A 24,396-nucleotide genomic window follows, 5' to 3' on the forward strand; every position below is an offset into this window, starting at 1 on the left:
TACCTCCGTCGTCAGCGGGTGATGCGCGCGCGGCCCGTCCGTACGGTGACCGGCTCGGCCAGGCGTTGTTCGTCGCAGGCCTTCTGGAGGATGTCCAGGGTCTCGTCGAGGGAGGGTCCGAGCCGCTTGCCGGGGGTGAAGACCGCCGGGAGGTGACGCATGCCCTGGATGACGCCGATCGTCTCGTAGTGGACGGTGGCGTCGGGGTCGCAGCGGAAGTCGGGCATGCGGTCGAGCACGGCTGTGATCATCCGCTTGAACACCGTGCGGGCGACGTTGGAGCCAATGCACCGGTGGATGCCGAGGCCGAAGCTGCTGTGCCGGTTGCCCCTGCGTTCCAGGTCGACCCGGTCGGGGTCGGGAAAGACGGAGGGGTCCCGGTTGGCCATCGCCCAGGACAACCACAGACGTTCGCCCTCCTCGAACCGCTGGCCGGCGATCTCGCAGTCGGCGGAGATCGTACGGCCGTCACCCGGAGCCGGCGCGAAGTAGCGCAGGAACTCCTCGGTGGCCGAGTCCAGCAGAGTGTCCCGCTCACGGCTGAGCCGGTCCCGCTCACCGGGATGTTCGGACAGCCACTCCAGGGCGTGCGCGGTGAGCGCGGTCGTGGTGTCGAAGCCGCCGCCGACGAGCAGGGCGAGGACGCCGGTCAGCTCCTCGTCGGACGGGGTCCTCCCGTCGATCTCCGCGTGCACGAGGGCGTCGATCAGTCCCGGCCTGCGCTGCTCGCGCACCTTGAGGATGGACATGTACAGGGCGATGCCCATGTTCCGGCTCATCTCCGCCACCCGTGGCATGTCCGGGGAGTCCGGCGGGGTGTAGACGGAGGCGTGGGCCGGTTCGTTGTAGACGGTCCAGTCCTTGAGCGGGATGCCCATCATCGCCAGCGTGAGGACGGCCGGGACGATGTTGGCGAGGTCGTCGACGAAGTCGAGCCGCCCTTCCTCGATCTTCTCGTCGATGCAGGCGCGCACCACCTCGTCGACGAGGGGGATCCAGCGTGCGACGGCCGCCGGGGAGAGGTAGGGGTTCAGGGTCTGGCGGTAGTGGCGCTGCCCGGGTGGGTCCATCTCGAGGAATCCGCCCTGCACTTCGCGGGCGCGGGGCGGCGAGGGGATGGTGATGCCCTTGTAGCCGCGCCGCTCGCCCTTGACGTCGTGGTCGTTGGAGAGGAACTCGGCGGACCGGGCCAGTTCGAAGACCTCGTGGTGGCCGCTGGCGACCCAGTGGCCGTCGTGGGCGTCGGTCCAGGCGATGGGGCACTTGGCGTGCAGTTCGTGGGTGGTCTCCTCGAACTGGTGGCGGTACTCGGGGGTGTGACGGTCGAAGTGCACCCGGTGCTGCTTGCGGTCGTCGTACTGCTCACGGTCGTCGGGCCGACTGCCGTCGTCGTACTGACCGCTGTTGTCGCCGCCTGCGGTTTCGCTCATGAAGTCGCCCTCCTTTCAGAAGAGTTGGATCGCCCGTTCCGGGCAGGAGTGCGCGGCCTCGCGCACCTCCTCCTCCTGGTCGGCCGGGACGTCCTCGCCGACGGCCGTGGAATGCCCGTCGACGTCGTCCAGTTCGAACGCCTTCGGCGCGATCATGGCGCAGAGCGTGTGGCCCTGGCAGCGCTCGGAATCTACGTGGACCTTCACGTCGTGCCTCCCTGTCGCAGTGGGTTCGAGCAGTTCAGCGGCGCCAGTCGTACCACTTGATGTATCCGCCGGCGTCCACCCGCAGCTGGGTTCCGGTGATGTAGCGGGATTCGTCGGAGGCGAGGAAGAGCACGGCGTCGCTGATGTCGCGCGGTTCGACGTACCGGACGGGCATGGCCTGCTGCACCGCGAAGGCCGGTTCGGCGTCCTCGCGGGTGGGGTTGTCGAGGTCGGGCCGGAACGACTTGTACATCGGCTCGCTCTGGAGCATCCGGGTGTTCACGTTGGTGGGGTGGATGACGTTGGCGCGCTGGTTCAACGGTGCCAGATTCCGGGCGAGTTCGTGCATGTACTCGGACAAGGCCCGTTTGGCGAAGGCGTATCCGGCGCCCCCCGGGTTCGACCCGGGGTTCTGCACGATGCCGTGGTCCATGAGGGCGGCGGTCGAGCCGGTCGCGATGACGGAGGCGCCCTCCCGCAGGTGCGGGAGGGCGAGCTGGACGGTGTTGATGGTGCCGATCAGGTCGACGTCGACGGCGTCGCACCAGGCCTGCATCTTGGGCTCGCCGCGCAGCGGGGCGATGCCGGCCTGGGCGACGACGATGTCCAGTCGGCCCAGTTCGGCGAGGCCCGTCTCCAGGGCGTCACGGAGCTGCCCGGTGTCCCGTACGTCGGCCTTCAGTGCCACGATCCGGCGGCCCTGCTCCTCGACCAGCCGGGCCGTCTCCTTGAGGTCCTCGGGGGTGGCCATCGGGTACAGGACCGTCTCGTAGTCGCGGCAGATGTCCACCGCGATGATGTCGGCGCCCTCCTCCGCCAGCCTCACGGCGTGACTGCGGCCCTGTCCGCGGGCCGCGCCCGTGATGAACGCGACCTTGCCCTCTACTCGTCCCATCGCGTGTCCCTTCGTGTTCAGTCGTGCCGGCCGTGCTGTTCGGGGGGCGACGCGTCGAGCACGGCGGCCAACACCCCCAGGTCCGCGCCGAGTTCGTCGGCGACGGCTTTGACGACGTCAAGGTCCTTGCCGAGGAACTCGGCCGTGGACCGGGCGAACTCCGCCACCGATCCCCGGCGCACGACTCCGGCGAGGGCGCGGCTCGCGGCGCTGCCGTGGGTGAGGGCGTCCAGGAGGTCGGCCTCGGCGATGCCCAGGTGCTGCCCGAGGCGGACCGCGTGCGACAGCAGTCCGATCTGGGCGGCGAAGACGGTGTTGTTGATCAGCTTGACCCGCTGTCCGGTGCCCAGGGGGCCGACGTGCAGCACCGGGTCGGCGTAGCTGCGCAGCACCGGCAGGATCCGGGCGACGGTGTCGTCGGCGCCGCCCACGAAGAGGGTCACCCGGCCCGCGGCCACGTCGTGCGGACCACCGCTGACGGGAGCGTCGACCACCTCGGTCCCGCGTGCTGCGACGGCCTCCACGGTGTGCGGGCTACCGGTGGTGTGCACGACGACGACGGCCCCGGCCGGCATCGCGTCCAACAGGTCCCCGTCCAGGCAGACTTCACGGACCTGGTCGTCGTTGTGCACGCACACCAGCACCGCGTCGGCGCCCTCGGCGACCTCGGCAGGCCGGGCCACGACGCGTGCCGGCTCCCCGGCGAGCGCACGGCGAGCCTCGGGAGTACGGCCCAGCACTCGCACGTCATGGCCCGCTTCGGCCAGTCGGCGGAGCATCGGACGGCCCATTCTTCCGGCGCCCACGACACCGATCACAAGAATCTCCCTTCCGAATGCGAGAACCATACTTTCAACAACCTGCCGATCGGAAGTCCCCCGTCTCGACTTCATGTCACTGCGTGACAGCCACAAGGAGCGCATGACCCAGGTCGTGACGGTACCTACCGCCAGGGGTATGGTTCTCAGCGAACTTGACGCCAGATCTCAATTTTCGAGAACCACATTTCCGTCGCCGGGGAAGGAACGTTCCCTGGCATCGACGGTCTGGAGGAGTTCATGGAGCGCAAGACCTACGGCGAGGTGGTCGCATGAGCGCAGGGCCGCTCGAGGGGATACGGGTCCTCGAAGTCGCGATGTACGGGTTCGTGCCGTCGGCCGGTGCCGTGCTCGCCGACTGGGGCGCCGACGTCGTCAAGGTCGAGCACGCCGTGCGCGGCGATCCGCAGCGCGGACTGCGGCAGACGGGAGCGTTCAAGGTGGAGGGGGATCCCAACCCCAACGTCGAGCACGCCAACCGCGGCAAGCGCAGCCTCGGCCTCGACATGGCGCGGGCCGAGGGCCGGGAGGTGCTGTACGAGCTCGTGCGGCGCTCGGACGTGTTCCTGACCAGCTTCCTGCCCGAGGCACGGCGGAAGTTCGGCATCGACGTGGACGACGTCCGCGCGGTGAACCCGCGGATCGTGTACGCCCGGGGCAGCGCGCTGGGGCCACGCGGCCGGGAGGCGGACAAGGGCGGCTACGACATGACCGCGTTCTGGGCCCGGGCGGGCACGGCGGCGAGTCTGACCCCGCCCGGCGTGCAGGGCATGATCCCGCCCCCAGGTCCCGCCTACGGGGACACCATCTCCGGCACGAACCTCGCCGGGGGCATCGCGGCCGCACTGCTCAAACGCGAACGCACCGGCGAGGCCTCGGTCGTGGACGTCTCCCTGCTGGGCAGTGGGGTGTGGGCGCTGGGGCACGGTGTGGCGCTCTCGGTCCACCTCGGCAAACCCATGGTGGCCCCGCCGCTCGGCGGCCACGGCTCCCCCACCAACCCCCTGTCCGGTCTGTACCGCACCGCCGACGATCGCTATCTGGCGTTCGTCATGATGCAGCCCGGCAAGTTCTGGGCGGATGTGTGCCGGCACGTCGACCGGCCCGAACTCGCCGACGACCCGCGCTTCGCCACCTCCGAGGACCTCGTCGCGCACACCGAGGAGGCCGTGAAGATCCTCCGCGAGGTACTGGCCGGCCGCACTCTCGCCCACTGGACCGAGCGGTTCGCCACCTTGGCCGGCCCCTGGGCTCCCGTGCAGGACTCCCTCCAGGTGGCCTCGGACGCCCAGGTCCGGGCGAACGAGTACCTGGTGCGCGCCGGTGAGCTCGAACTCGCCGCGAGCCCGGTGCAGTTCGACGTCGGCGCCCCCGATCTCGGACCGGCGCCGGAGTTCGCCGCGCAGACCGAGGAGGTCCTGCTGGAGCTGGGTCTCGGCTGGGAGCGGATCGCAGAGCTGAAGGCCGCGGGAGCGGTGACCTGAAGCGCAGGAGAGGACACGTACATGGCAGTCACCGTCACCGAACCCACCCCGACGACCGGTGTCGAGATCACCGGCCTGTCCGGCAGCCGCCTGGTCGACAGGGCCGTGGCCAAGGAGTGCCGGTCCGCTCTTGAGCAGCGTGGTGTGGTGATCTACCGCGGGGCCGACATCGACGACGACGATCTGGTCGCGTTCAGCAGGCTGCTCGGTCGGGTCGTGCCCCTGCCGAGGGGCGGTCACCCGACCCATCGGGAGATCCAGCGCATCACCCGGGATCCGTCGAAGAGCCCGCTCGCCGCCTACCGCGAGAGCACCTTCCACTGGCACATCGACGGAACGACGAGTGAAGTCCCGGACAGCACCACACTTCTGACGGTACGACAGGTGTCGGACGACGGGGAGGGCGACACCGAGTTCGCCAACACCTTCGCCGCGTACGAGGCGTTGTCGGAGCGGGAGAAACGGGAGCTGGACGGGGTGCGCGCGGTCCACAGTTTCGCGGCCTCCCAGCTGCTGGTGACCCCGGATCCGTCGCCGGAGGAACGGGCCGCCTGGGACCGGAACCCGGCTCGCGAACACCCCCTGGTCTGGAAGCGCGCCGACGGCCGCAGGTCCCTCCTGATCGGGGCGACGGCCGGCGAGGTCGTGGGCCGGCCCGCCGCCTCGGGCCGCGCGTTCCTCGACCACCTCCTGGACCGGGCCACCCGGCCGGAGTTCACCCTTCGCCACCGGTGGCGCCCGGGGGACCTCGTCGTGTGGGACAACACCGGGATGCTGCACCGCGCCCTGCCCTACGGCAGGGCCTCCTCCCGGCTGATGCACCGCACGTCCGTGGCGGGCGAGGAGACGGTGGCATGAGCGAGCGGCGCACGGCGGTCGTGACGGGCGGCGGGTCCGGCATCGGACGCTCGATCTCCCTCCGGCTGGCAGAGGACGGCTTCGCCGTCGCGGTCCTGGATCTCGACGAGGAGTCGGCCGGTCAGGTAGCGGAGGAGATACGGCACAAGGGGCACCAGGCGGCCGCGTTCGGGGGCGTCGACGTATCCGACCGTGCCCGGGTCGACGATGCCGTACGGCGGGTGCGGGAGACCTTCGGCGCTCCGGTGCTGGCACTGGTCAACAACGCCGGTTTCGCCCGTACCGAGAGCTTTCTGAAGATCACCGACGAGTGGTGGGACCGGATCATGGCCGTCAACCTCAACGGCCCGTTCTACTGCTGCCAGGCGGTCGTGCCCGACATGAAGGAGGCGGGCTGGGGCCGCATCGTGAACATCTCGTCCTCCAGCGCCCAGTCGGGGCAGCAGTACATGACGCACTATGTGGCGTCGAAGGCCGGTCTCATCGGTTTCACCAAGGCCCTGGCGCTGGAGCTGGGCCCGGCGGGCATCACGGTGAACACCGTCCCGCCCGGGTTCGTCGACACCCCGATGCTGCGCGCCTCGGAGCAGCGCGGCCTGCTCGGCGGCTCGGTGGAGCACCATGCCGAGCTGACTCCGGTACGGCGTCCGGGGCGCCCGGAGGACATCGCGGCCGCGTGCTCGTTCCTGGTGTCCGAGGAGGCGGGTTACATCACCGGGCAGGTGATCGGGGTCAACGGCGGGCGCAACACCTGAGGGTCGCGGCGGGCGGGCGGCGGCGAGGGGAAAACAGCACCCTCGGCGCAGCCCGGTCGGTCGAGCGGCCGGGCCGTGGCGCTCGGCCGCGCGCCTGCGGTACGGGCTGGGCAGCAGCGACGGCGTCCCGTGTTCGGAGGTACCCTCCCGCGCGGCCGAGGTGACCGCTCCCCCGCTCACTTCCCCCGGGTCATCACCCTGTCCGCCGCCACCCAGTGGGCGTCGGACGCCCACAGTCGCGCGAAGGCCTGTACGGCCTCGCTCGGCGAAGTGCTGCCCGAGACCACGCGTTTGATCTCCGCGGCCGGCTCATGGGCGAGCGAGCGGGCCAGGGCACGCCAGCCCTCCTCGAAGGCGGCACGCGGCAACACCTCGTCGATCAGGCCGAGTTGCTGTGCCCGGGCAGCGTCCAGGACGGTGCCCGATCCCGCCAGCATCAGCGCTCTCCCCCGGCCGACGAGAGCCGCGAGCCGTTCGGCGCCGCCCCAGGCGGGCATGATCGCGAGGGCCACCTGGTTGAAACCGATCCTGATGTCGTCCGCCGCCACCCGAATGTCGGCGGCGACGGCGACCTCGGCCCCGCCGCCCAGGGCATGGCCGTTGAGAGCGGCGATCACGGGCGCGGGAAAGGCGGCGATCCGGTCGCAGATGCCGCGCATCCGCCACGCCATGGCCGCCGCCTCCTCCTCGGTACGGATCGCGGCGAGTTCCTTCAGATCGCCGCCGGAGACGAACGCCCGGTCGCCTGCACCCCGGATCACCAGCACCCGCGCGCCCTCGGCCGCGTCCAGCGCCTTCTCCAACTCGTCCATCGTGCCGAGCGAGATGGCGTTGCGCGCATGAGGGCGGTCGATGGTCACCACGGCGAGGCCCTGGTCCACGGCGAGGTCGATCACGCGATTCCCCTCCCCAGATATTGGCATTCTCGAAATCGGAGAATAGCGTATACGCCGCCGACCCGCAGCCCTGGAGGTAGCACTCACATGCGAAGGATTCCCGCGGAGCTGGTCGAACGGTACGAGTCGGAGGGCTGGTGGACCCAGGACACGATCGGAGACCTGCTGACCCGGGGCCTCGCGGCGGCCCCCGACACGCAGTTCCGGGTGCACTCGGCCGTCCGCCCCTGGTCCGGAACCTTCGCGGACGTCGAGCACACGGCACGCCGACTGGCCGCGGGACTGCACGAGCGAGGAGTGGGCCCCGGTGACACGGTCGCCTTCCAGCTGCCGAACTGGATGGAGGCCGCCGCGGTGTTCTGGGCGTCGGCGATCCTCGGGACAGCGGTGGTGCCGATCGTCCACTTCTACGGCCGTAAGGAAGTCGGCTACATCCTCGGCACGGTCGAGCCCCGGGTCTTCGTCGCCGCCGAGCGGTTCGGGCGGCTGGAGTTCCAGGCCGACCTGTGTGCGGACGTGCCGGTCGTGGGCGTGGTGGGCCGCGACTTCGACGACCTGCTCGCCGACGAACCCCTGCCCGGCACCCTCCCCGCCGACCCGAGGGCCCCGGCCCTGATCGCGTTCACCTCGGGCACCACCCGGGACCCGAAGGGAGTCGTGCACAGCCACCAGACCCTCGGCCACGAGACCCGCCAACTCGCGGCGAGCTACCCGCCCGACCGGGGCGACCAGCTCACCGCGGCTCCGGTGGGTCACTTCATCGGCATGGTGAACGCCTTCCTGATCCCCGTCCTCGACGGCACCCCGGTCAACCTCACGGACGTCTGGGACCCGGGCCGCGCCCTGGAGTTGATGACCGGCCACGAACTCCACGTCGGTGGCGGGGCGCCGTACTACATCACGAGCCTCCTCGACCACCCCGGGTTCGTGGCCGACACCCATCTGCCGTACATGCGGTACGCGGGTCTGGGCGGCTCGTCGGTCCCGGCCGCTGTGACCACCCGGCTGGCCGGCCTCGGCATCCATGTCTTCCGGGCGTACGGCAGCACCGAGCACCCCTCGATCACCTCGTCCCGGCACGACGCACCCGAGGTGAAGCGGCTGTTCACGGACGGGGATCCGCTGTCGGGCGTGGAGATCCGGCTGGCGCGGGACGGCGAGATCCTCAGCCGGGGCCCGGATCTCTGCCTCGGCTACACCGACCCGGACCTGACGGCGAGCACCTTCGACGAGGAGGGCTGGTACCGCACGGGTGACCTCGGAGTGCTCGACGAGGACGGCTATCTCGCGATCACCGGCCGCAAGGCGGACATCATCATCCGCGGCGGCGAGAACATCAGCGCGCCCGAGGTCGAGGAAGTGCTCCTGAGGCTGCCCGGAGTCGCGGAGGCCGCGGTGGTGGCCGCCCCCGACGAACGCCTCGGCGAGCACGCGGCCGCCGTCCTGCGGATGCGGCCAGGCCAACCCCTCCCCGGCCTCGACGAGGTGCGCGCCCACCTCGAACGCGCCGGTCTGGCCCGGCAGAAGTGGCCGGAGGAACTGCACGGCGTCGAGGACTTCCCGCGCACCGCGAGCGGCAAGGTCCAGAAGTTCAGACTGCGGCAGGACATTGCCGTACACAACTGAAGAGAATAGCATTCTCGCAAAAAGCAAAGGAGAGTCTCATGCCGTCGCGTGCGCTGCCGTACCCGCTCTTCGACGCGGACAACCACCTGTACGAGACCGAAGAGGCACTGACCAGGCACCTCCCGAAGCAGTACGAGGGCGCGATCGAGTACGTGCAGGTCCGCGGCCGTACGAAGATCGCGATCCTGGGTCAGATCAGCGACTACATCCCGAACCCCACCTTCGAGGTGGTCGCCCGTCCCGGGGCGATGGAGGAGTACTTCCGGGTGGGCAACCCGGACGGGAAGTCCCGCCGGGAGATCTTCGGCGAGCCGATGCGCTCGATCCCCGCCTTCCGCGAACCGGGTCCGCGCCTGGAGCTGCTGGACGAACTGGGCGTGCAGCGCACGCTGATGTTCCCGACGCTGGCGAGCCTCATCGAGGAGCGGATGCGGCACCACCCCGAACTGATCCACGCGGTGATCCACTCGCTCAACGAATGGCTGTACGAGACCTGGTCGTTCAACTACAAGGACCGCATCCTCACCACACCGGTGATCACGCTCCCCATCGTCGACAAGGCGATCGCCGAGCTCAACTGGGCGGTGGAGCACGGAGCGAAGGCGATTCTCGTACGCCCGGCGCCGGTCCCCGGCTACGGCGGCTCGCGCTCCTTCGCGCTGGAGGAGTTCGACCCGTTCTGGAAGCGGGTCGTGGAGAGTGGTGTGCTGGTCGCCATGCACTCCTCGGACAGCGGGTACGCCAAGTACGCCGCCGACTGGGAGGGCGGTGGTGGCGAGATGCTGCCGTTCAAGTCGAACGCCTTCCGGCAGGTCGGCGAGTGGCGGCCGATCCAGGACGCGGTGGCGGCCTGGGTGTGCCACGGGGCGCTGTTCCGCTTCCCCGAGCTGAAGATCGCGCTCATCGAGAACGGCTCGTCGTGGGTGGCCCCGCTGCTCGACACCCTCGCCGACGTCCACAAGAAGATGCCGGAGCAGTTCCTCGGCGACCCGGTCGAGGCCATCAAAAACAGCATCCACGTGAGCCCCTTCTACGAGGAGGACCTGGGCGGTCTCGTCGACCTGATGGGCGCCGACCGCATCCTGTTCGGCTCGGACTACCCGCACCCGGAGGGCCTTGCCCAGCCGACGTCGTACGTCGACGCCATCCAGGGCCTGAGCGTCACCGACCAGGCCAAGATCATGGGCGGGAACCTGTCGAGGCTGATCCCGGCATGAAGTGGGACTCGGTCCCCGCGATGGTCCTCAGCGCGGCCGACCGCTTCGGGGACGCCGAGGCGGTCGTCGACGGCCCGCTGCGCCTGACCTTCACCGAACTCGTCGAGCGGGTACGGGTGGCCGCGGGCGCCTTCGCCTCCCTGGGGGTGGAGAAGGGCGACCGGGTGGCGATCTGGGCGCCGAACTCCGCCGAGTGGATCGTGGCCGCCTTCGGACTGCTGACGGCCGGCGGGGTGCTCGTGCCGGTCAACACCCGGTACAAGGCGGACGAGGCACACGACATCGTCAGGCGCAGTGACGCAAAGGCCGTGCTCGTCCAACAGGGCTTCCTGGGCCTGGAGTTCACCGGGCCGCCCGGCGTCCCGGTGATCGACCTGAAGTCGGACTTCCTGGCGAGCGGGTCGCCGTTCGCGCGCGAGGTGAGCGGGACCGACGTCTGCGACATCATCTTCACCTCGGGGACGACCGGACGGCCCAAGGGCGTCCTGATGAGTCACGGCCAGAACCTGCGGCTGTTCTCGGAGTGGTGCGAGCTGGCGGATCTGCGGGAGGGCGACCGCTATCTGATCGTCAACCCGTTCTTCCACATGTTCGGCTGGAAGGCGGGCCTCATCGCCTCGCTGATCAGGGGCGCCACCATCCTGCCGGTACCCGTCTTCGACGTGGACGTCGTGCTGGACCTGGTGGAGCGCGAGAGGGTGACCATGCTGCCCGGGCCGCCCACGCTGTACCACTCGCTGCTGGAGGCGACCGGGAGAAGGGATCTGTCCTCGCTGCGGGCGGCGGTGACCGGTTCCGCGGACATCCCGGTCGAGCTGATCCGCCGTATCCGCGAGGAGCTGCCCTTCCGGTCGATCATGACCGGCTACGGCCTGACCGAGGCGGGCACCGTGACCGCGTCCCGGCCCGGCGACTCCTTCGAGGACATCGCCACCACCGTCGGAAGACCGTGCGAGGGCATCGAGATCTCCCTGGCGGACGACGGTGAGGTCCTGGTGCGCGGCTACAGCGTGATGCTCGGCTATCTCGACGACCCGGCCGCCACCGCCGGGGTGATCGACGGGGAGGGCCGCCTGCACACCGGTGACCTCGGCTCTTTCGACGACCAGGGGCGCCTGCGGATCGTCGGCCGCAAGAAGGACATGTTCGTGGTCGGCGGCTTCAACGCCTACCCGGCCGAGATCGAGGGCTTCCTCCTCGAACATCCGGCGGTGGCGCAGGCCGCGGTGGTCGGCGTGCCGGACGTCCGGCTCGGACAGATCGGCAAGGCGTACGTGGTGCTGCGCGCCCCCGTGTCCGAGGCGGAACTCATCGACTGGAGCCGCGAGCGGATGGCCAACTTCAAGGTGCCCCGGACCGTCGAGTTCCGGGAGGAGTTGCCGCTGACCGCCACGGGCAAGGTGTTGAAGGACCAGCTGTGAAGGAACGCGCCGCGTTTCGCGCACAAGATCGGAGATCCAGCGTGACGACGAACCAGGCCACCGTCCCGGGGGAAGACATGTCACTCACTCGGATAGAGCGTCTCGACGAGGAGATCATCGCGCTGCTCGCGCTCCGTCGCGAGATGGCCCGGGAACTCCCAGCCCCGGCCCGGGCCCGCGTCGTCGACCCCGGTTTCGTGGAGACCGTACGGGAGATCACCGACCGCTACCGCCAGGAACTGGGCGGAGCCGGAGAACTCGTCGCCCGCGCGGTCCTGGTCCTGTGCCATCCGGGCCGTCAGAACTGAGCGGCGGACGAAGGGCCGTACAAAGCTGACGGGCGTCCGCGGAAGTGATCTGCGCGACGCCCACGAGGTGGCGAAGAGCACAGGTCGCGAGGGTGCGGCGGCCGTTGACACCCTCTTTGATTTGGCCGTACAAATGGCCGCATGAGCCTGCCGCAGCTTCCCCTGGCGGGGGTCACGGTGGTCAGCCTCGAGCAGGCCGTGGCCGCGCCCTACGCCACCCGTCAGCTCGCCGACCTCGGCGCCAGGGTAATCAAGGTGGAGCGGCCGGGCGACGGTGACTTCGCCCGGCGCTACGACACCACCGTGCACGGCCACTCCAGCTACTTCGTGTGGCTCAACCGGTCCAAGGAGGCGCTCACCCTGGATCTGAAGGACCCGCGGGGCCAACAGATCCTGGGCGAACTCCTCGACGGCGCCGACGTGTTCGTGCAGAACCTGGCTCCGGGTGCGGCCGACCGGCTGGGGCTGGGCGTGGACGCGCTCACCGAGCGCCGGCCACGGCTGATCCCCTGCACGATCTCCGGCTACGGCACCGACGGCCCGTGGGCCGACCGCAAGTCGTACGACCTGCTGGTGCAGTGCCAGACGGGCCTGGTGTCACTGACCGGGACACCCGAGGAGACCGCCCGGGTCGGGATCTCCGTCGCCGACATCGCCGCCGGGATGTACGCCTACAGCGGCATCCTGACCGCCCTGTACACCCGCGCCACCACCGGCACCGCTCACCCGGTGGAGGTGTCGCTCTTCGAGGCACTGGCAGAGTGGATGGGCCAACCGGCCAATTACACGCGCTACGGCGGCAGTCAGCCGCCACGCCTGGGCACCCAGCACGCGACCATCGCCCCGTACGGCGCCTTCACGGCCGCCGACGGCCGGGATGTCCTCTTCTCCATCCAGAACGAACGCGAGTGGATGATCCTCTGCACCACTTTCCTCCGACAGCCCGAACTGGCCGGGGACCCGCGCTTCGCCACCGGTTCCGACCGGGTCGCCCACCGCGAGCAGCTCAACGCCCTGGTCGCCGAGCGGGTCGCTCGCTCCGACGCCGATGAGGTGTTGAAGGACCTGGAGGACATGGGCATCGCCTGCGCCGGGGTCAACGACGTCGCCGCGTTCCTCGACCACCCGGTGCTGGCTGCCCGCGGCCGCTGGCACGAGGTGGCGCTCCCCGGCGGGGCCACCGTTGAAGCACTGCTTCCGCCGGCCGACCTCGCGGGACTGCCCGCACGCATGGACCCGGTGCCTGCGGTGGGCGAGCACACCGAGGCGATCCTCACGCAACTCGGCCGTACCGGCGACGACATCGCGGCCCTGCGCGCCGACGCGGTCGTCTGAGTCCCGGGCGAAGGAGACACGAGCGATGAGCGTCCTGGACATCCTCTCCGCCGACGAGCGTCTCGTCGTACGGACCGTGCGCGAGTTCGTCGACCGGGACGTCCGGCCCGTCGTCCGGGAGCTGGAACACAGCGACACCTACCCGGAAGCGCTGATCGAGCGGATGAAGGAGCTCGGCGTCTACGGCCTCGCGATCCCCGAGGAGTACGGCGGCAACCCCGTCTCCACGCCCTGCTTCGTCCTGGTCACCGAGGAACTCGCGCGCGGCTGGATGAGCCTGGCCGGGGCGATGGGCGGGCACACCGTCGTCGCCAGACTGCTGCTGCTCTTCGGGACGGACGAGCAGAAGAGCCGCTGGCTGCCGAGGATGGCCACCGGGGAGATCCGCGCGACCATGGCCCTGACCGAGCCGGCCGGTGGCAGCGATCTCCAGTCGATCACCACCGTCGCCCGCCGCGAGGGCGCCGGGTACGTCGTCGACGGGGCGAAGACCTGGATCACCAACTCCCGGCGCTCCGGGCTGATCGCCGTGCTCTGCAAGACCGACCCGGCCGCCGAACCCCGCCACCGGGGCATCTCCGTCCTGCTCGCCGAACACGGGCCGGGCCTGGTCGTCTCCCGTGACCTGCCCAAACTCGGTTACAAGGGCGTGGAGAGCTGCGAGTTGGCCTTCGAGGGCTACCGGGCGTCCGCCGAGGCCCTGTTGGGCGGTGCAGAGGGACACGGGTTCGCCCAGATGATGAAGGGCCTGGAGACCGGGCGGATCCAGGTCGCCGCCCGCGCCCTGGGAGTGGGCCGGGCCGCACTGGAGGACTCGCTGCGCTACGCCCAGGAACGCGAGACCTTCGGCAGGCCGATCTGGCGGCACCAGGCGATCGGCACCTACCTCGCCGACATGGCGACCAAGCTGACGGCCGCCCGCCAACTCACGCTGTACGCGGCCCGGGAGGCCGACGCCGGACGCCGGGTCGACATGGAGGCCGGCATGGCCAAGCTGTTCGCGTCCGAGACGGCGATGGAGCTCACGCTCAACGCCGTGCGCATCCACGGCGGTTACGGCTACTCCACCGAGTTCGACGTCGAGCGGTACTTCCGGGACGCACCGCTGATGATCGTCGGCGAGGGCACGAACGAGATCCAACGCACCGTGATCGCGGCGCAGTTGGTGGCGCGGGGTGGTCTGGATGGCTGAACAGGCACAGCGCGACAGCATCTATCTGCGGCTCGCCCGGGAGCTGCGGGCGGCGATCCTGCGCCAGGACTTCCCGGAGGGCGTACGGCTGCCCACCGAGGCCGAGTTGGCAGACCGGTTCGGGATCAGCCGGCAGAGCGTGCGGCGGGCCTTCCAGGATCTCGTCGCCGAGGGGCTGGTGCAGCGGATTCCGGGCCGGGGCACCTTCGCGACCCCCAGGGAGGAGCAGTACCTGCGCCAGTTCGGCTCGGTGGACGACCTGATGGGCCTGTCCATCGACACCCGTATGGACGTCGTCACACCGCTCAGCCGGCGGGTCGACGTCGCCGCGGCGGGCCGGCTGGGGCTGCACACCGACCAGGTGCACCACGTCGCCTTCCTACGGCTGCACGAGGACACCGCGTTCTGCCACACCTCCGTCTTCCTGCCACCGGAGGTCGGCCGGCTGCTGGAGTCGGCCCCGGAACTGGCGAAACCCGGCACCGCCGGTGCCTCCACCGTCATCGGGCTGCTCGACGAGCGGCTGCCCGAGCCGATCGCCGAGGCCGAGCAGAGCATCACGGTCGCGGCGGCCGGCGCCGAGATCGCCGGACACCTCGGCTGTGAACCGGGCCGGGCGCTGCTGCGCATCGACCGGGTCTACCAGTCGGCCACCGGCCGGCTCGTCGAGCTGGCCGTCAGTCACTTCCTGCCCGAGCACTACTCGTATCGCGTACGGCTGCGGCGCAGCGGACGCTGACACGAGTGTTTCCCCATACGCAAGAATCAGGAGAGAGCCTTGAGCTTGAGGATCGTTGTCACTGTGAAGTACGTGCCCGACGCCACCGGCGACCGGCACTTCGCCGATGACCTGACCGTCGACCGGGACGATGTGGACGGTCTGCTCTCCGAGCTGGACGAGTACGCGGTCGAGCAGGCGCTGCAGATCTCGGAGAACTCCGACGACGACGTCGAGGTCACCGTTTTGACGGTGGGCCCCGAGGACGCCAAGGACGCGCTGCGCAAGGCGCTGTCGATGGGCGCCGACAAGGCGATCCACGTCGAGGACGACGATCTGCACGGCACGGATGCGATCGGTACCTCGCTGGTGCTGGCCAAGGCGATCGAGAAGGCCGGCTACGACCTGGTGATCTCGGGTCTGGCCTCCACCGACGGCACCATGGGCGTGGTCCCGGCGCTGCTGGCCGAGCGCCTCGGTGTGCCGCAGGTGACCCTGCTGTCCGAGGTGTCCGTCGAGGACGGGGTGGTGAAGGGCCGCCGCGACGGTGACGCGGCCTCGGAGCAGCTGGAGGCCTCGCTGCCGGCCGTCGTCTCCGTCACCGACCAGTCGGGCGAGGCGCGTTACCCCTCCTTCAAGGGCATCATGGCCGCCAAGAAGAAGCCGGTTGCGGCCTGGGACCTGTCGGACCTGGAGCTGGAGGCCGGTCAGGTGGGTCTGGAGGGCGCGTACACCACGGTCGACTCCGCCACCCAGCGGCCCGCGCGTACCGCGGGCACGATCGTCAAGGACGAGGGCGAGGGCGGCAAGCAGCTCGCCGAGTACCTCGCGAGCCAGAAGTTCATCTGACCAAGTAGGAGTTGCTTTCCCATGGCTGAAGTTCTCGTCTATGTCGACCACGTGGACGGTGCCGTCCGCAAGCCCACCCTGGAGCTGCTGACCCTGGCCCGCCGGATCGGCGAGCCGGTCGCCGTCGCGCTGGGCAACGGCGCCGCCGACACCGCCGCCACCCTGGCCGAGCACGGTGCCGTCAAGGTCCTCACCCACGACGCCGCCGAGTACGCCGACTACCTCGTCGTACCCAAGGTCGACGCCCTGCAGGCCGCCGTCACCGAGGTGTCCCCGGCCGCCGTGCTGGTGCCCTCCTCCGCCGAGGGCAAGGAGATCGCCGCCCGCCTCGCGCTGCGCATCGGCTCCGGCATCATCACCGACGCCACCGACCTGGAAGCCGGCGACGAAGGCCCCATCGCCACCCAGTCGGTGTTCGCCGCCTCCTTCACCACCAAGTCCCGCATCTCCAAGGGCACCCCCGTCATCACCGTCAAGCCCAACTCCGCCGCCGTGGAGACTGCTCCGGCCGCCGGCACCGTCTCCGAACTGAGCGTGTCCTTCGGTCCGCTGGCCACCGGCACCAAGGTCACCGGCCGCACCCCGCGCGAGTCCACCGGGCGTCCCGAGCTGACCGAGGCCGCGATCGTGGTCTCCGGCGGCCGCGGCGTCAACGGCTCCGAGAACTTCGCCATCATCGAAGCCCTGGCCGACTCCCTCGGCGCGGCCGTGGGCGCCTCCCGCGCCGCGGTCGACGCCGGCTGGTACCCGCACACCAACCAGGTCGGCCAGACCGGCAAGAGCGTGTCCCCGCAGCTGTACATCGCCAACGGCATCTCCGGCGCCATCCAGCACCGCGCCGGCATGCAGACCTCCAAGACCATCGTCGCCGTCAACAAGGACGCCGAAGCCCCCATCTTCGACCTCGTCGACTACGGCGTCGTCGGCGACCTCTTCGACGTCGTCCCCGCCCTCACCGAAGAGATCAACACCCGCAAGGGCTGAGCGTGTTGCAGGGGGCTGCCCGGGTCAGTACGACCTGGGCAGCCCCAACACGTGCTGGGACACGTAGTTGAGGACCATCTCCTGGCTGATCGGGGCGAGCCTGAGCAGCCGGGACTCCCGGAAGTACCGCTCGACGTGGTACTCGCGGGCGTACCCCATACCGCCCAGGGTCTGAACGGCCCGGTCCGCGGCCTGGAAACCCGCGTCCGCACAGAGGAACTTGGCCATGTTGGCCTCGCGCCCGCATTCCAGGCCCCGGTCGTAGCGCCAGGCCGCGTTGCGGGCCATGAGACGGGCCGCGTCGAGCCGGGTCAGTGCCTCGGCCAGCGGAAAGGCGATGCCCTGGTTCTGGCCGATCGGGCGGCCGAAGACGACACGGTCGCGGGCGTAGCGGGTCGCCGCGTCGAGGGCGGCCCGGCCGAGGCCGAGGGCCTCGTGGGCGAGCAGGATGCGCTCGGGGTTGAGTCCGTCGAGCAGATACCGGAAGCCTTCCCCCTCCTCGCCGATCCGTGCGCCGACCGGGACGCGCAGGCCGTCGATGAAGATCTCGTTGGACGCGACGGCGTTGCGGCCCATCTTGGGGATCGGCCGGATGTCCATGGCGGTGCGGTCGACGTCGACCAGGAAGACGGAGATCCCTTCGGTGGGCTTGTCCACCTCGTCGCGCGGGGTCGTGCGGGCGAGGAGCACCATCTTCTGGGAGTCCCCGGCCTTGGTGATCCAGATCTTGCGCCCGTCGATGACGTAGTGGTCGCCGTCGCGACGGGCGAAGGTGGAGATGCTGGTGGTGTCGGTACCGGCGTCGGGCTCGGTGACGCCGAAGCAGACGTGCAGGTCGCCGGTGGCGGCGTGCGGGAGGACCTCGCGGCGCAGTTCCTCGCTGCCGTGCCGGGCGAGGACGTTGAGGCCGAAGATGGTCAGGTGCATGGTGCTGCACCCGTTCATGCCCGCTCCGGAGGCGGCCACCTCTTCGAGCAGCAGTGAGGCCTCCAGTACGCCCAGTCCCCCGCCGCCGTACTCCTCGGGCACGGCGATGCCGAGCCAGCCGGCCTTGGCGAAGGCGTCGTAGAAGCTCCAGGGGAACTCGGCGCGTTCGTCCTGCGCCGCCCAGTACTCGGGGCCGAAGGAGGCGGCCAGTTCGCGGACGCCCGCGCGGATGTCCTCCTGCTGCTCGGTCAACTCGAAATCCACGGCGACTCCCTGGAGAATGAGGTTTCCCTGTAAGTAGAATAGCGTTCGCGTCCACGGAGAGAGGAAGAGCGCCTTGAACATCGCGACGCTGCTCGACATGGCCGCGGCGGGTGATCCCGACCGGGTGGTGATCGGCCCGCACGGGTCCGGTACGACCTGTGCGCGGTTGCGCCGGACGGCCGCCGGTGTGGCCGCGGCCGTCCATGCCGCCGGTGCACGGGAGTTGGTGTTCGCCGGGGTCAACGGCCCGTCCTTCCCGGTGATGTTGTTCGGGGCCGCGCTGGCGGGAGTGCCGCTGGTGCCGGTCAACTACCGTCTGTCGCCGGATGCGTTGAAGGAGCAACTCAGTCACGTGGAACGGCCGTTGGTGGTCGCCGACGAGGCCTTCACCGGCGCCTTCGACGAGGTGCGGACTCCTGGGTCCCTCATCGAGGAGGCCATGTCGGTCGAACCGGCGACCGGTCTCGAGGCCTCGCCCGACGATCCGGCGGTACTGCTCTTCACCAGCGGGACTACGGCGGCCCCCAAGGCGGCCGTACTGAGGCATCGGCACCTGACGAGTTACGTGCTGGGGACCGTCGAGTTCGCGTCAGCGGGGCCCGAGGACACGGTTCTCACCAGCGTGCCGCCGTATCACGTGGCGGGTGTCGGGTCGGTGCTCAGCAACCTCTACGCCGGGCGCCGGACGGTGCATCTGGGCGCCTTCGAGCCGGAGGCGTGGCTCGCGCTGGTGCGTGCCGAGCGGGTCACGTCGGCGATGGTCGTGCCGACCATGCTGGCCCGGATCGTGGAGCACCTGGACGGCCGGCCGGCCGAGGTGCCCACGCTGCGGTCGCTGGCGTACGGCGGGGCCCGGATGCCGCACACCGTTCTGGAGGCGGCCCTGCGCGCCTTCCCCGACACCGGGTTCACCAACGCGTACGGCCTCACCGAGACCAGCTCGACGATCGCGTTGCTGGGCCCGGAGGACCATCGCGCGGCACTGTCGTCGGACGACCCGGCGGTGCGGGCCCGGCTGGGTTCGGCCGGACGGATGGTCCCGGGGGTGGAGGCCCAGGTCCGGAGAGCCCGACAGCCCGGCTCACCCGGCGAGTTGTGGGTGCGCGGGCCGCAGGTGTCCGGGGAGTACAAGGGGGCCGACGCCCTGCTGGACGCCGACGGCTGGTTCCCCACCCGCGATCTCGCCCACTTCGACGACGACGGCTATCTGTTCGTCTCGGGGCGGGCCGACGACACGATCATCCGGGGCGGGGAGAACATCGCTCCCGCCGAGATCGAGGACGTCCTGCTGCGGCACACCGCCGTGCGCGAGGCGGCCGTCGTGGGGGTGCCCGACGAGGAGTGGGGCGAGCGGATCGCCGCCTTCGTCGTCGTGCACGAGGGGGCTCGCGTGGACGCGGAGGCGCTCCGCGCCTGGGTGCGGGAGCGGTTGCGGGGCTCCAGGACACCCGACACGGTCGTCTTCCTCGCCGAACTGCCGTACACACCCACCGGAAAGCTGCTGCGCCGGCAGCTGCTCGAGACGACGCAGAAAGGCTGACGCGGGTGACATCCTTCGCGGAGCTGCACGATCTGACGGGCAAGGTGGCGGTGGTCACCGGCGGTTCACGCGGGATCGGCCGGTCCATCGTGCGGACACTGGCACAGGCCGGCGCCGATGTGGTCGTGGCCTCACGGAAGATCGAGGCGTGCGAGGCGGCGGCCGAGGAGGTACGGGCGTCGACCGGGCGGCGGGCCGTCGCGATCGCCTGCCATGTCGGACGGTGGAGCGACTGCGAGCGGCTCGTCGAGGAGACGCTGCGGCACTTCGGCCGGCTCGACGTCCTGGTCAACAACGCGGGCATGTCCCCGATGTACGAGAGCCTCGACACGGTCAGCGAGGAGCTCTACGACAAGACGCTCGCCGTGAACCTCAAGGGGCCGTTCCGGCTGGCCGTGCTCGCGGCGAAGCACATGACGGACCATAGGGGCGGTTCGATCATCAACATAGGCACCGCGGGCTCGTTGCTCGCAAGCGTCCACGAACTCCCGTACGCCTGCGCCAAGGCGGGCCTCAACGCCCTCACCGTGGGCCTTGCGGAGGCGTACGCCCCGAAGGTCCGGGTGAACGCCATCCTCCCGGGGCCGGTTCTGACGGATGCTCACCAGGCCTGGGCGGCCTCGGATTTCGACGCTTCCTTCGTCCCGCTGGGGCGGCTCGGACAGCCGGACGACGTGGCACCGCTGGCCCTGCACTTCGCGAGCGCCGCGTCGAGCTTCACGACCGGGGCGATCGTCCGGGTCGACGGGGGCATCACGCGCAAGGTGTGACCAAGGGTGAGGGGGCCCTCCGTGACGGACGGAGGGCCCCCTCACCCATGGTCAGCGCTCGGCGCCCTCGTGCCGGTACACCTGCCCGCCCTTCATCACGAACCGCACGTCCTCCGTCACCCCGATGTCGGTGAGCGGGTCGCCCGGGACGGCGATGACGTCGGCGAGGAGGCCCGGTTCGAGGCGGCCCCGGTCGTCGACGTCGATGAGGTCGGCGGCGACCGTGGTGGCGGCGCGGATCGCGGCCAGGGGGGTCATGCCGCGGTCGACCAGGGCGATCAGCTCCCGGGCGTTGCGGCCGTGCGGGACGGCCGGGGCGTCGGTGCCGCAGGCGACGCGGACTCCTCGTTCGATGGCCCGCCGGATCGTCGCCTTGGCCTGCGGGAACACCTCCGCCGCCTTGGCCTGGAGCTCGGGGGCCGCCTTGGAGACGTCCATGCCGTCGGCGATGTAGGTCGTGGCCACGAGGAACGTGCCCCGCTCCACCATCAGGTCCAGGGTCTCGTCGCCGGCGAGGAAGCCGTGCTCGACGCAGTCGATGCCCGCGGCCAGGGCGGCGCGGACAGCGCGGTCGCCCATGCAGTGGGCGGCGACCCTGAGCCCTGCCCGGTGGGCCTCGTCGACGATGGCCCGCAGTTCCTCGTCGGAGTACTGCTGGGCGCCGGCCGGCCCGGTGTGGGACATGACGCCGTTGGACGCGCAGACCTTGATGACGCAGGCCCCGTGCTTGATCTGGTAGCGCACGGCCTTGCGGACCTCGTCGACCCCGTTGGCGATTCCCTCCTCGACGGTGAGGGGCATGATGTGCGGCGCGAGCGCCTGGAACATCGTGGGGTCCAGATGTCCGCCGGTCGGGGTGATCGCGTGTCCGGCGGGGACGACCCTCGGTCCCTCGATCCAGCCCAGGTCGATGGCCTTCCGGAGGGCCACGTCCAGGAGCAGTCCACCCGTCTGCACGAACAGACCGAGGTTGCGTACGGTCGTGAAGCCCGCGTGCAGCGTCCGGCGGGCGTTGGCGACCGCGCGCAGGGTCCGGACGGCCGGGTCGTCCTGGACCGGGTTGAGGGGGCTGCGGTGGTCGGGGCCGCCGAGCAGCAGGTTGACCTCCATGTCCATCAGCCCGGGCAGCAGGGTCAGGTCCCCGAGGTCGATGACCACCGCGTCGGCCGGGACCGACGCGGGCGCGATCTCGGCGATGTGCTCGTCCCGGATCAACAGGTCGCCCGGTTCGACCAGTTCGCCCTTCGCCACGTCGAGCATGCGGGCGGCGCGGAGGTGGACGGGCGGCTGGGGCGTGCGGGGTCGTGGCATCAGATCGCCGGTTCCAGGACCGCGTCGATGGCGGCCGCGCCGGTGTCGGGGACCCTGGGCTGGCGCCAGGCCTCCACGGGGAAGGCGACGGTCACCAGGGCGCAGAACAGCCACAGCAGGTGCTTGTCCTCTTCGGATATGCCTTCCATGGAGACCTGTTGCAGGTATTCCGTGCTGTTCTGGAGCAGTGGGAACGCCGTGTTGTAGAAGGTGTCGAGTTCGTCCATCGTGGAGGCGATCCGCTTGGCGTAGCGGGCCTTCTCGGTCGGGACGGCCCAGTCGGCGAAGGGCTCCAGTGCGGCGAACTCGGGGGGAAAGACAGGGGACATGCTCGGTCCTCCTCGGATCAGGGGGTGCGCTGCGCGTGGTCGCTGACGTACTGGCGGGCGGTGCTGTGCAGATGCCGTAGGAGCACTTCCTGGTCGTTCAGCGGGAACTCCGTGACCGCGCGGGACTCGAGCATCGACTGGGTCGCCTCCAGGGTGTTGCCGTCCTGGAGGCCGTACTCCTTGAAGGAGACGACGGCGAGTTCCTGCTGCAGGCGCTGGAAGGCGTTCTCCGGGGGGACGAAGTAGCAGGTCGCCTCGAAGATGTGGGTGTTGTGGGCGGTCGGCCAGTAGTGGTAGGTCAGCACCCAGTTGGGCCGCCAGATCAGCAGCATGAAGTTGGGGAAGAAGACGAACGAGTCCATGCCCCAGCGCGGGTCGCGGGTCGGGTTGACGGCCGGGGGCAGGTCGTCGGTGGCCAGGCCGATGTCGGGGAACTCCCATGGGCCGAACAGGCCGCTGCGCAGGGCGCCTTCGATGGGTTTGACCATCGCGCGGTCGTGCGGCGGGGCGATGCCGCCCCAGGAGGACACCATGCTGTGCGGGCCGTCGATGTCGTAGTGCAGGGCCTCGTAGCCGTACTTCTGGATCTTGCGGGCCTCGTCGGCCATGTACTGGCCGGCGTGCAGGATCGGTGCGTGGTAGAACTCGGCGAACGCGTCGATGAACAGCTTCCAGTTGGCGCCGATCTCGGCCCGGTACTTGTGGGCCTGGGTCATCCTGTGGAACGGGTAGCCCTCGATGCCCTTCGCGAACTCGCCGAGGAACTCCCTGAGCTCAGTGGTGTTGTCGGGGTCGAGGTTCACGAAGACGAACCCCTCCCAGACCTCGGTCTGGACCTGGCTGAGGCCGTACTTCGACTTGTCGAGGTCGAAGAACTCCTGCTCCTGCTGGACGAAGGTGAGCTTGCCCTCCAGGTCGTAGCGCCAGGCGTGGTACTTGCAGGTGAACTGGCGGCAGACCCCGCTGGTCTCCTCGCGCGGGAAGTCGTTCCAGACGAGTTTGTTGCCGCGGTGCCGGCACACGTTGTGGAAGGCCCGCACCTCGTCGTCCGTGCCCCGGGCCACGATCACCGAGGTGCCCGCCGCGTCCAGTTCCTTCGTGAAGAAGCTTCCCCGCTTGGGGAGTTGCTCGACGCGGCCGACGTTCAGCCAGGTCCGCCGGAAGATGGCGTCCCGCTCCAGCTCGTAGTGCTCGGGCGAGATGGAGTCCTCGTAGGAGACCGGCTCGGTGCCGATCTTGAGGTGTTCGGTCCAGCTGCCTTCGTCGGGCTTCTTGAAGTGCGCCATGGGATCTGGTCCTCCAGTCGGCTGTACGGAGGATGCGATAATCTCAGTCTCTCCGTACGAGAATGCTATTCTCGCTCGCGATCGGCCGTCAAGAACCCTCCGTGAAGGGGAAGATCCGGGTGAAGTCCACTCCGGGTTCGGCCGTCGCGAAGGCCTCCCAGACGGCCGCCGCCGAACGGCCCACGACCGCGGGTCCTCCCCGCTCCTCCACCTCGCCCAGATAGAGCCGGACGTCTTTCGCCATCAGGGAGTTGGTGAAGCCGGCGGCGTAGCGGCCGGTGACGACATGGCGCGGGAACTTGTCCTCGGTGGCGGCGCTGCGGCCGCTGGAGGCGTTCAGGACGTCGAGCATGGTGGCCAGGTCGAGACCCGCGGCGAGGCCGAAGGCGACGGCCTCACTGGTGGCGGCGAGCGTGGTGGCGGACAGGAAGTTGTTGGCGAGCTTGAGGGCCTGGGCCATGCCGGGGCGGTCGCCCACCCGGTGGCGGCGGTCGCTCAACCCGGCCAGTACGTCCCCGGCGCGGGCGCAGGCGTCGTCGGCGCCCGCGTACATCACGGTGAGGGTGCGGGCACGGGCTCCGGCGACGCCGCCGGAGACGGGGCGTCGACATGGCCGATCCCGCCCTTCGCCAGCAGTTCGGTGATCGCTCCCGCCGTCGACACCCCGATCGTCGAGGTGTCGACGACACAGCCGACCCTGCGACCCTCGGCGGCGAGGATCTCGCGGGCGACCTGCTCGCAAGCCATGCCGTCAGGCAGGCTGAGCACCATCACCTCGGTACGGCGGGCGACTTCGGCCACGTCGTCGGCGTACACCGCCCCCACGGGGGACCGCGCCGGGCCGACCGCGTCGTGGGCCACCACGGGGTGGCCCGCGTCCACGAGGTTCGCGGCCAGGACGGCACCCATGCTGCCCAGCCCGACGAAGCCGATCACTTCCCGTCCTGTCTCTTTCATGGGTCTCCCGGTGGGGACG

At 70.1% G+C, this 24,396-nt stretch carries 24 protein-coding genes and 1 pseudogene; 14 read left to right on the forward strand and 11 right to left on the reverse strand.

Features of this window, described 5'->3' with window-relative positions; genetic code table 11:
- Window positions 1–11: 11 nt before the first annotated feature.
- Genes ACFYRX_RS07790 through ACFYRX_RS07805 form a run of 4 tightly spaced genes read right to left on the reverse strand, consistent with a single transcriptional unit; the run spans window position 12 to window position 3,455 of the window.
- A complete protein-coding gene (locus ACFYRX_RS07790) occupies window positions 12–1,430 on the reverse strand; it encodes a cytochrome P450 (protein WP_389097421.1) in 1,419 nt (472 codons plus the stop codon).
- A 15-nt stretch (window positions 1,431–1,445) separates the two neighbouring features.
- Window positions 1,446–1,637 (reverse strand): ferredoxin, encoded by a 192-nt coding sequence (locus ACFYRX_RS07795; protein WP_389097422.1) that lies wholly within the window; start codon window positions 1,635–1,637, stop codon window positions 1,446–1,448.
- Between the two features lie 34 nt (window positions 1,638–1,671).
- Complete coding sequence (locus tag ACFYRX_RS07800) at window positions 1,672–2,532, reverse strand: mycofactocin-coupled SDR family oxidoreductase (protein ID WP_389097423.1); 861 nt, start codon at window positions 2,530–2,532, stop codon at window positions 1,672–1,674.
- A 17-nt stretch (window positions 2,533–2,549) separates the two neighbouring features.
- The gene (locus ACFYRX_RS07805) at window positions 2,550–3,455 is read right to left on the reverse strand and encodes an NAD(P)-dependent oxidoreductase (protein WP_389097424.1); all 906 of its coding nucleotides are present in this window, start codon (window positions 3,453–3,455) and stop codon (window positions 2,550–2,552) included.
- Window positions 3,456–3,622: 167 nt separating this feature from the next.
- On the opposite strand from ACFYRX_RS07805, the gene ACFYRX_RS07810 reads away from it, so the two are divergent.
- From ACFYRX_RS07810 to ACFYRX_RS07820, 3 genes are read left to right on the forward strand one after another with little or no spacing between them, the layout of a single operon-like run.
- Window positions 3,623–4,834, forward strand: coding sequence for a CaiB/BaiF CoA transferase family protein (locus ACFYRX_RS07810; RefSeq protein ID WP_389097425.1), 1,212 nt, complete (start codon window positions 3,623–3,625; stop codon window positions 4,832–4,834).
- Window positions 4,835–4,855: 21 nt separating this feature from the next.
- Window positions 4,856–5,692, forward strand: a complete 837-nt coding sequence (locus ACFYRX_RS07815) for a TauD/TfdA dioxygenase family protein (protein WP_389097426.1) — start codon at window positions 4,856–4,858, stop codon at window positions 5,690–5,692.
- Window positions 5,689–6,447 carry an SDR family NAD(P)-dependent oxidoreductase gene (locus ACFYRX_RS07820; RefSeq protein ID WP_389097427.1) on the forward strand — a complete coding sequence of 253 codons (759 nt, stop codon included), beginning with the start codon at window positions 5,689–5,691 and terminating at the stop codon, window positions 6,445–6,447. The genes ACFYRX_RS07815 and ACFYRX_RS07820 overlap by 4 nt, the downstream gene beginning before the upstream one ends.
- 176 nt (window positions 6,448–6,623) lie before the next feature.
- Here the strand turns inward: ACFYRX_RS07820 and ACFYRX_RS07825 are convergent, their stop codons facing one another.
- Complete coding sequence (locus ACFYRX_RS07825) at window positions 6,624–7,343, reverse strand: enoyl-CoA hydratase/isomerase family protein (RefSeq protein WP_389097428.1); 720 nt, start codon at window positions 7,341–7,343, stop codon at window positions 6,624–6,626.
- A gap of 87 nt (window positions 7,344–7,430) precedes the next feature.
- Between ACFYRX_RS07825 and ACFYRX_RS07830 the strand changes: the two genes are divergently transcribed.
- The 9 genes from ACFYRX_RS07830 to ACFYRX_RS07870 all read left to right on the forward strand — a co-directional run bounded on the left by ACFYRX_RS07830 (window position 7,431) and on the right by ACFYRX_RS07870 (window position 16,993).
- Window positions 7,431–8,969: an AMP-binding protein gene (locus tag ACFYRX_RS07830; RefSeq protein WP_389097429.1), complete on the forward strand. Its 1,539-nt coding sequence runs from the start codon at window positions 7,431–7,433 to the stop codon at window positions 8,967–8,969.
- 38 nt (window positions 8,970–9,007) lie between these two features.
- Window positions 9,008–10,186 carry an amidohydrolase family protein gene (locus ACFYRX_RS07835; RefSeq protein WP_389097430.1) on the forward strand — a complete coding sequence of 393 codons (1,179 nt, stop codon included), beginning with the start codon at window positions 9,008–9,010 and terminating at the stop codon, window positions 10,184–10,186.
- Window positions 10,183–11,607: a FadD3 family acyl-CoA ligase gene (locus ACFYRX_RS07840; protein ID WP_389097431.1), complete on the forward strand. Its 1,425-nt coding sequence runs from the start codon at window positions 10,183–10,185 to the stop codon at window positions 11,605–11,607. Before ACFYRX_RS07835 ends, ACFYRX_RS07840 begins: the two co-directional genes overlap by 4 nt.
- Window positions 11,608–11,684: 77 nt before the next feature.
- A complete protein-coding gene (locus ACFYRX_RS07845; RefSeq protein ID WP_389097432.1) occupies window positions 11,685–11,915 on the forward strand; it encodes a hypothetical protein in 231 nt (76 codons plus the stop codon).
- Window positions 11,916–12,056: 141 nt separating this feature from the next.
- A complete protein-coding gene (locus ACFYRX_RS07850) occupies window positions 12,057–13,250 on the forward strand; it encodes a CaiB/BaiF CoA transferase family protein (RefSeq protein ID WP_389097433.1) in 1,194 nt (397 codons plus the stop codon).
- 25 nt (window positions 13,251–13,275) lie between these two features.
- Entirely contained in the window at window positions 13,276–14,442 is a 1,167-nt protein-coding gene (locus ACFYRX_RS07855; protein WP_389097434.1) for an acyl-CoA dehydrogenase family protein, read from the forward strand.
- Entirely contained in the window at window positions 14,435–15,181 is a 747-nt protein-coding gene (locus tag ACFYRX_RS07860; RefSeq protein ID WP_389097435.1) for a GntR family transcriptional regulator, read from the forward strand. The genes ACFYRX_RS07855 and ACFYRX_RS07860 overlap by 8 nt, the downstream gene beginning before the upstream one ends.
- A gap of 39 nt (window positions 15,182–15,220) precedes the next feature.
- Window positions 15,221–16,009, forward strand: coding sequence for an electron transfer flavoprotein subunit beta/FixA family protein (locus ACFYRX_RS07865; RefSeq protein ID WP_389097436.1), 789 nt, complete (start codon window positions 15,221–15,223; stop codon window positions 16,007–16,009).
- 21 nt (window positions 16,010–16,030) lie between these two features.
- Window positions 16,031–16,993: an electron transfer flavoprotein subunit alpha/FixB family protein gene (locus tag ACFYRX_RS07870; protein WP_389097437.1), complete on the forward strand. Its 963-nt coding sequence runs from the start codon at window positions 16,031–16,033 to the stop codon at window positions 16,991–16,993.
- A gap of 24 nt (window positions 16,994–17,017) precedes the next feature.
- Here the strand turns inward: ACFYRX_RS07870 and ACFYRX_RS07875 are convergent, their stop codons facing one another.
- Window positions 17,018–18,184, reverse strand: a complete 1,167-nt coding sequence (locus ACFYRX_RS07875; RefSeq protein WP_389097438.1) for an acyl-CoA dehydrogenase family protein — start codon at window positions 18,182–18,184, stop codon at window positions 17,018–17,020.
- 73 nt (window positions 18,185–18,257) lie between these two features.
- On the opposite strand from ACFYRX_RS07875, the gene ACFYRX_RS07880 reads away from it, so the two are divergent.
- Together ACFYRX_RS07880 and ACFYRX_RS07885 are read left to right on the forward strand one after the other, a co-directional pair.
- The gene (locus tag ACFYRX_RS07880; protein ID WP_389097439.1) at window positions 18,258–19,724 is read left to right on the forward strand and encodes a class I adenylate-forming enzyme family protein; all 1,467 of its coding nucleotides are present in this window, start codon (window positions 18,258–18,260) and stop codon (window positions 19,722–19,724) included.
- A gap of 5 nt (window positions 19,725–19,729) precedes the next feature.
- Window positions 19,730–20,494, forward strand: coding sequence for an SDR family NAD(P)-dependent oxidoreductase (locus ACFYRX_RS07885; RefSeq protein ID WP_389097440.1), 765 nt, complete (start codon window positions 19,730–19,732; stop codon window positions 20,492–20,494).
- Between the two features lie 51 nt (window positions 20,495–20,545).
- Here the strand turns inward: ACFYRX_RS07885 and ACFYRX_RS07890 are convergent, their stop codons facing one another.
- From ACFYRX_RS07890 to ACFYRX_RS07910, 5 genes and pseudogenes are all read right to left on the reverse strand, one after another.
- Window positions 20,546–21,805, reverse strand: a complete 1,260-nt coding sequence (locus ACFYRX_RS07890; RefSeq protein ID WP_389097441.1) for an amidohydrolase family protein — start codon at window positions 21,803–21,805, stop codon at window positions 20,546–20,548.
- Window positions 21,805–22,134 carry a hypothetical protein gene (locus tag ACFYRX_RS07895; protein WP_389097442.1) on the reverse strand — a complete coding sequence of 110 codons (330 nt, stop codon included), beginning with the start codon at window positions 22,132–22,134 and terminating at the stop codon, window positions 21,805–21,807. Before ACFYRX_RS07895 ends, ACFYRX_RS07890 begins: the two co-directional genes overlap by 1 nt.
- Before the next feature lie 17 nt (window positions 22,135–22,151).
- The gene (locus ACFYRX_RS07900) at window positions 22,152–23,420 is read right to left on the reverse strand and encodes an aromatic ring-hydroxylating dioxygenase subunit alpha (protein ID WP_389097443.1); all 1,269 of its coding nucleotides are present in this window, start codon (window positions 23,418–23,420) and stop codon (window positions 22,152–22,154) included.
- 88 nt (window positions 23,421–23,508) lie between these two features.
- Window positions 23,509–23,973 (reverse strand): NAD-binding protein, encoded by a 465-nt coding sequence (locus ACFYRX_RS07905; protein WP_389097586.1) that lies wholly within the window; start codon window positions 23,971–23,973, stop codon window positions 23,509–23,511.
- A pseudogene (locus tag ACFYRX_RS07910) lies at window positions 23,971–24,377 on the reverse strand (NAD(P)-binding domain-containing protein); the annotation flags it as partial. The pseudogene ACFYRX_RS07910 and the gene ACFYRX_RS07905, both read right to left, overlap by 3 nt.
- Window positions 24,378–24,396: the final 19 nt, after the last annotated feature.

Source organism: Streptomyces sp. NPDC005374, assembly GCF_042872225.1.
Taxonomy (GTDB): Bacteria; Actinomycetota; Actinomycetes; order Streptomycetales; family Streptomycetaceae; genus Streptomyces.

Coding starts and splice junctions, on each gene's coding strand:
- ACFYRX_RS07790 (WP_389097421.1), bottom strand. CDS start 1,430: ATGAGCGAAACCGCAGGCGGCGACAACAGCGGTCAGTACGACGACGGC.
- ACFYRX_RS07810 (WP_389097425.1), top strand. CDS start 3,623: ATGAGCGCAGGGCCGCTCGAGGGGATACGGGTCCTCGAAGTCGCGATG.
- ACFYRX_RS07860 (WP_389097435.1), top strand. CDS start 14,435: ATGGCTGAACAGGCACAGCGCGACAGCATCTATCTGCGGCTCGCCCGG.
- ACFYRX_RS07815 (WP_389097426.1), top strand. CDS start 4,856: ATGGCAGTCACCGTCACCGAACCCACCCCGACGACCGGTGTCGAGATC.
- ACFYRX_RS07905 (WP_389097586.1), bottom strand. CDS start 23,973: ATGTACGCGGGCGCCGACGACGCCTGCGCCCGCGCCGGGGACGTACTG.
- ACFYRX_RS07830 (WP_389097429.1), top strand. CDS start 7,431: ATGCGAAGGATTCCCGCGGAGCTGGTCGAACGGTACGAGTCGGAGGGC.
- ACFYRX_RS07805 (WP_389097424.1), bottom strand. CDS start 3,455: ATGCGCTCCTTGTGGCTGTCACGCAGTGACATGAAGTCGAGACGGGGG.
- ACFYRX_RS07840 (WP_389097431.1), top strand. CDS start 10,183: ATGAAGTGGGACTCGGTCCCCGCGATGGTCCTCAGCGCGGCCGACCGC.
- ACFYRX_RS07890 (WP_389097441.1), bottom strand. CDS start 21,805: ATGCCACGACCCCGCACGCCCCAGCCGCCCGTCCACCTCCGCGCCGCC.
- ACFYRX_RS07895 (WP_389097442.1), bottom strand. CDS start 22,134: ATGTCCCCTGTCTTTCCCCCCGAGTTCGCCGCACTGGAGCCCTTCGCC.
- ACFYRX_RS07870 (WP_389097437.1), top strand. CDS start 16,031: ATGGCTGAAGTTCTCGTCTATGTCGACCACGTGGACGGTGCCGTCCGC.
- ACFYRX_RS07900 (WP_389097443.1), bottom strand. CDS start 23,420: ATGGCGCACTTCAAGAAGCCCGACGAAGGCAGCTGGACCGAACACCTC.
- ACFYRX_RS07845 (WP_389097432.1), top strand. CDS start 11,685: ATGTCACTCACTCGGATAGAGCGTCTCGACGAGGAGATCATCGCGCTG.
- ACFYRX_RS07820 (WP_389097427.1), top strand. CDS start 5,689: ATGAGCGAGCGGCGCACGGCGGTCGTGACGGGCGGCGGGTCCGGCATC.
- ACFYRX_RS07850 (WP_389097433.1), top strand. CDS start 12,057: ATGAGCCTGCCGCAGCTTCCCCTGGCGGGGGTCACGGTGGTCAGCCTC.
- ACFYRX_RS07835 (WP_389097430.1), top strand. CDS start 9,008: ATGCCGTCGCGTGCGCTGCCGTACCCGCTCTTCGACGCGGACAACCAC.
- ACFYRX_RS07800 (WP_389097423.1), bottom strand. CDS start 2,532: ATGGGACGAGTAGAGGGCAAGGTCGCGTTCATCACGGGCGCGGCCCGC.
- ACFYRX_RS07855 (WP_389097434.1), top strand. CDS start 13,276: ATGAGCGTCCTGGACATCCTCTCCGCCGACGAGCGTCTCGTCGTACGG.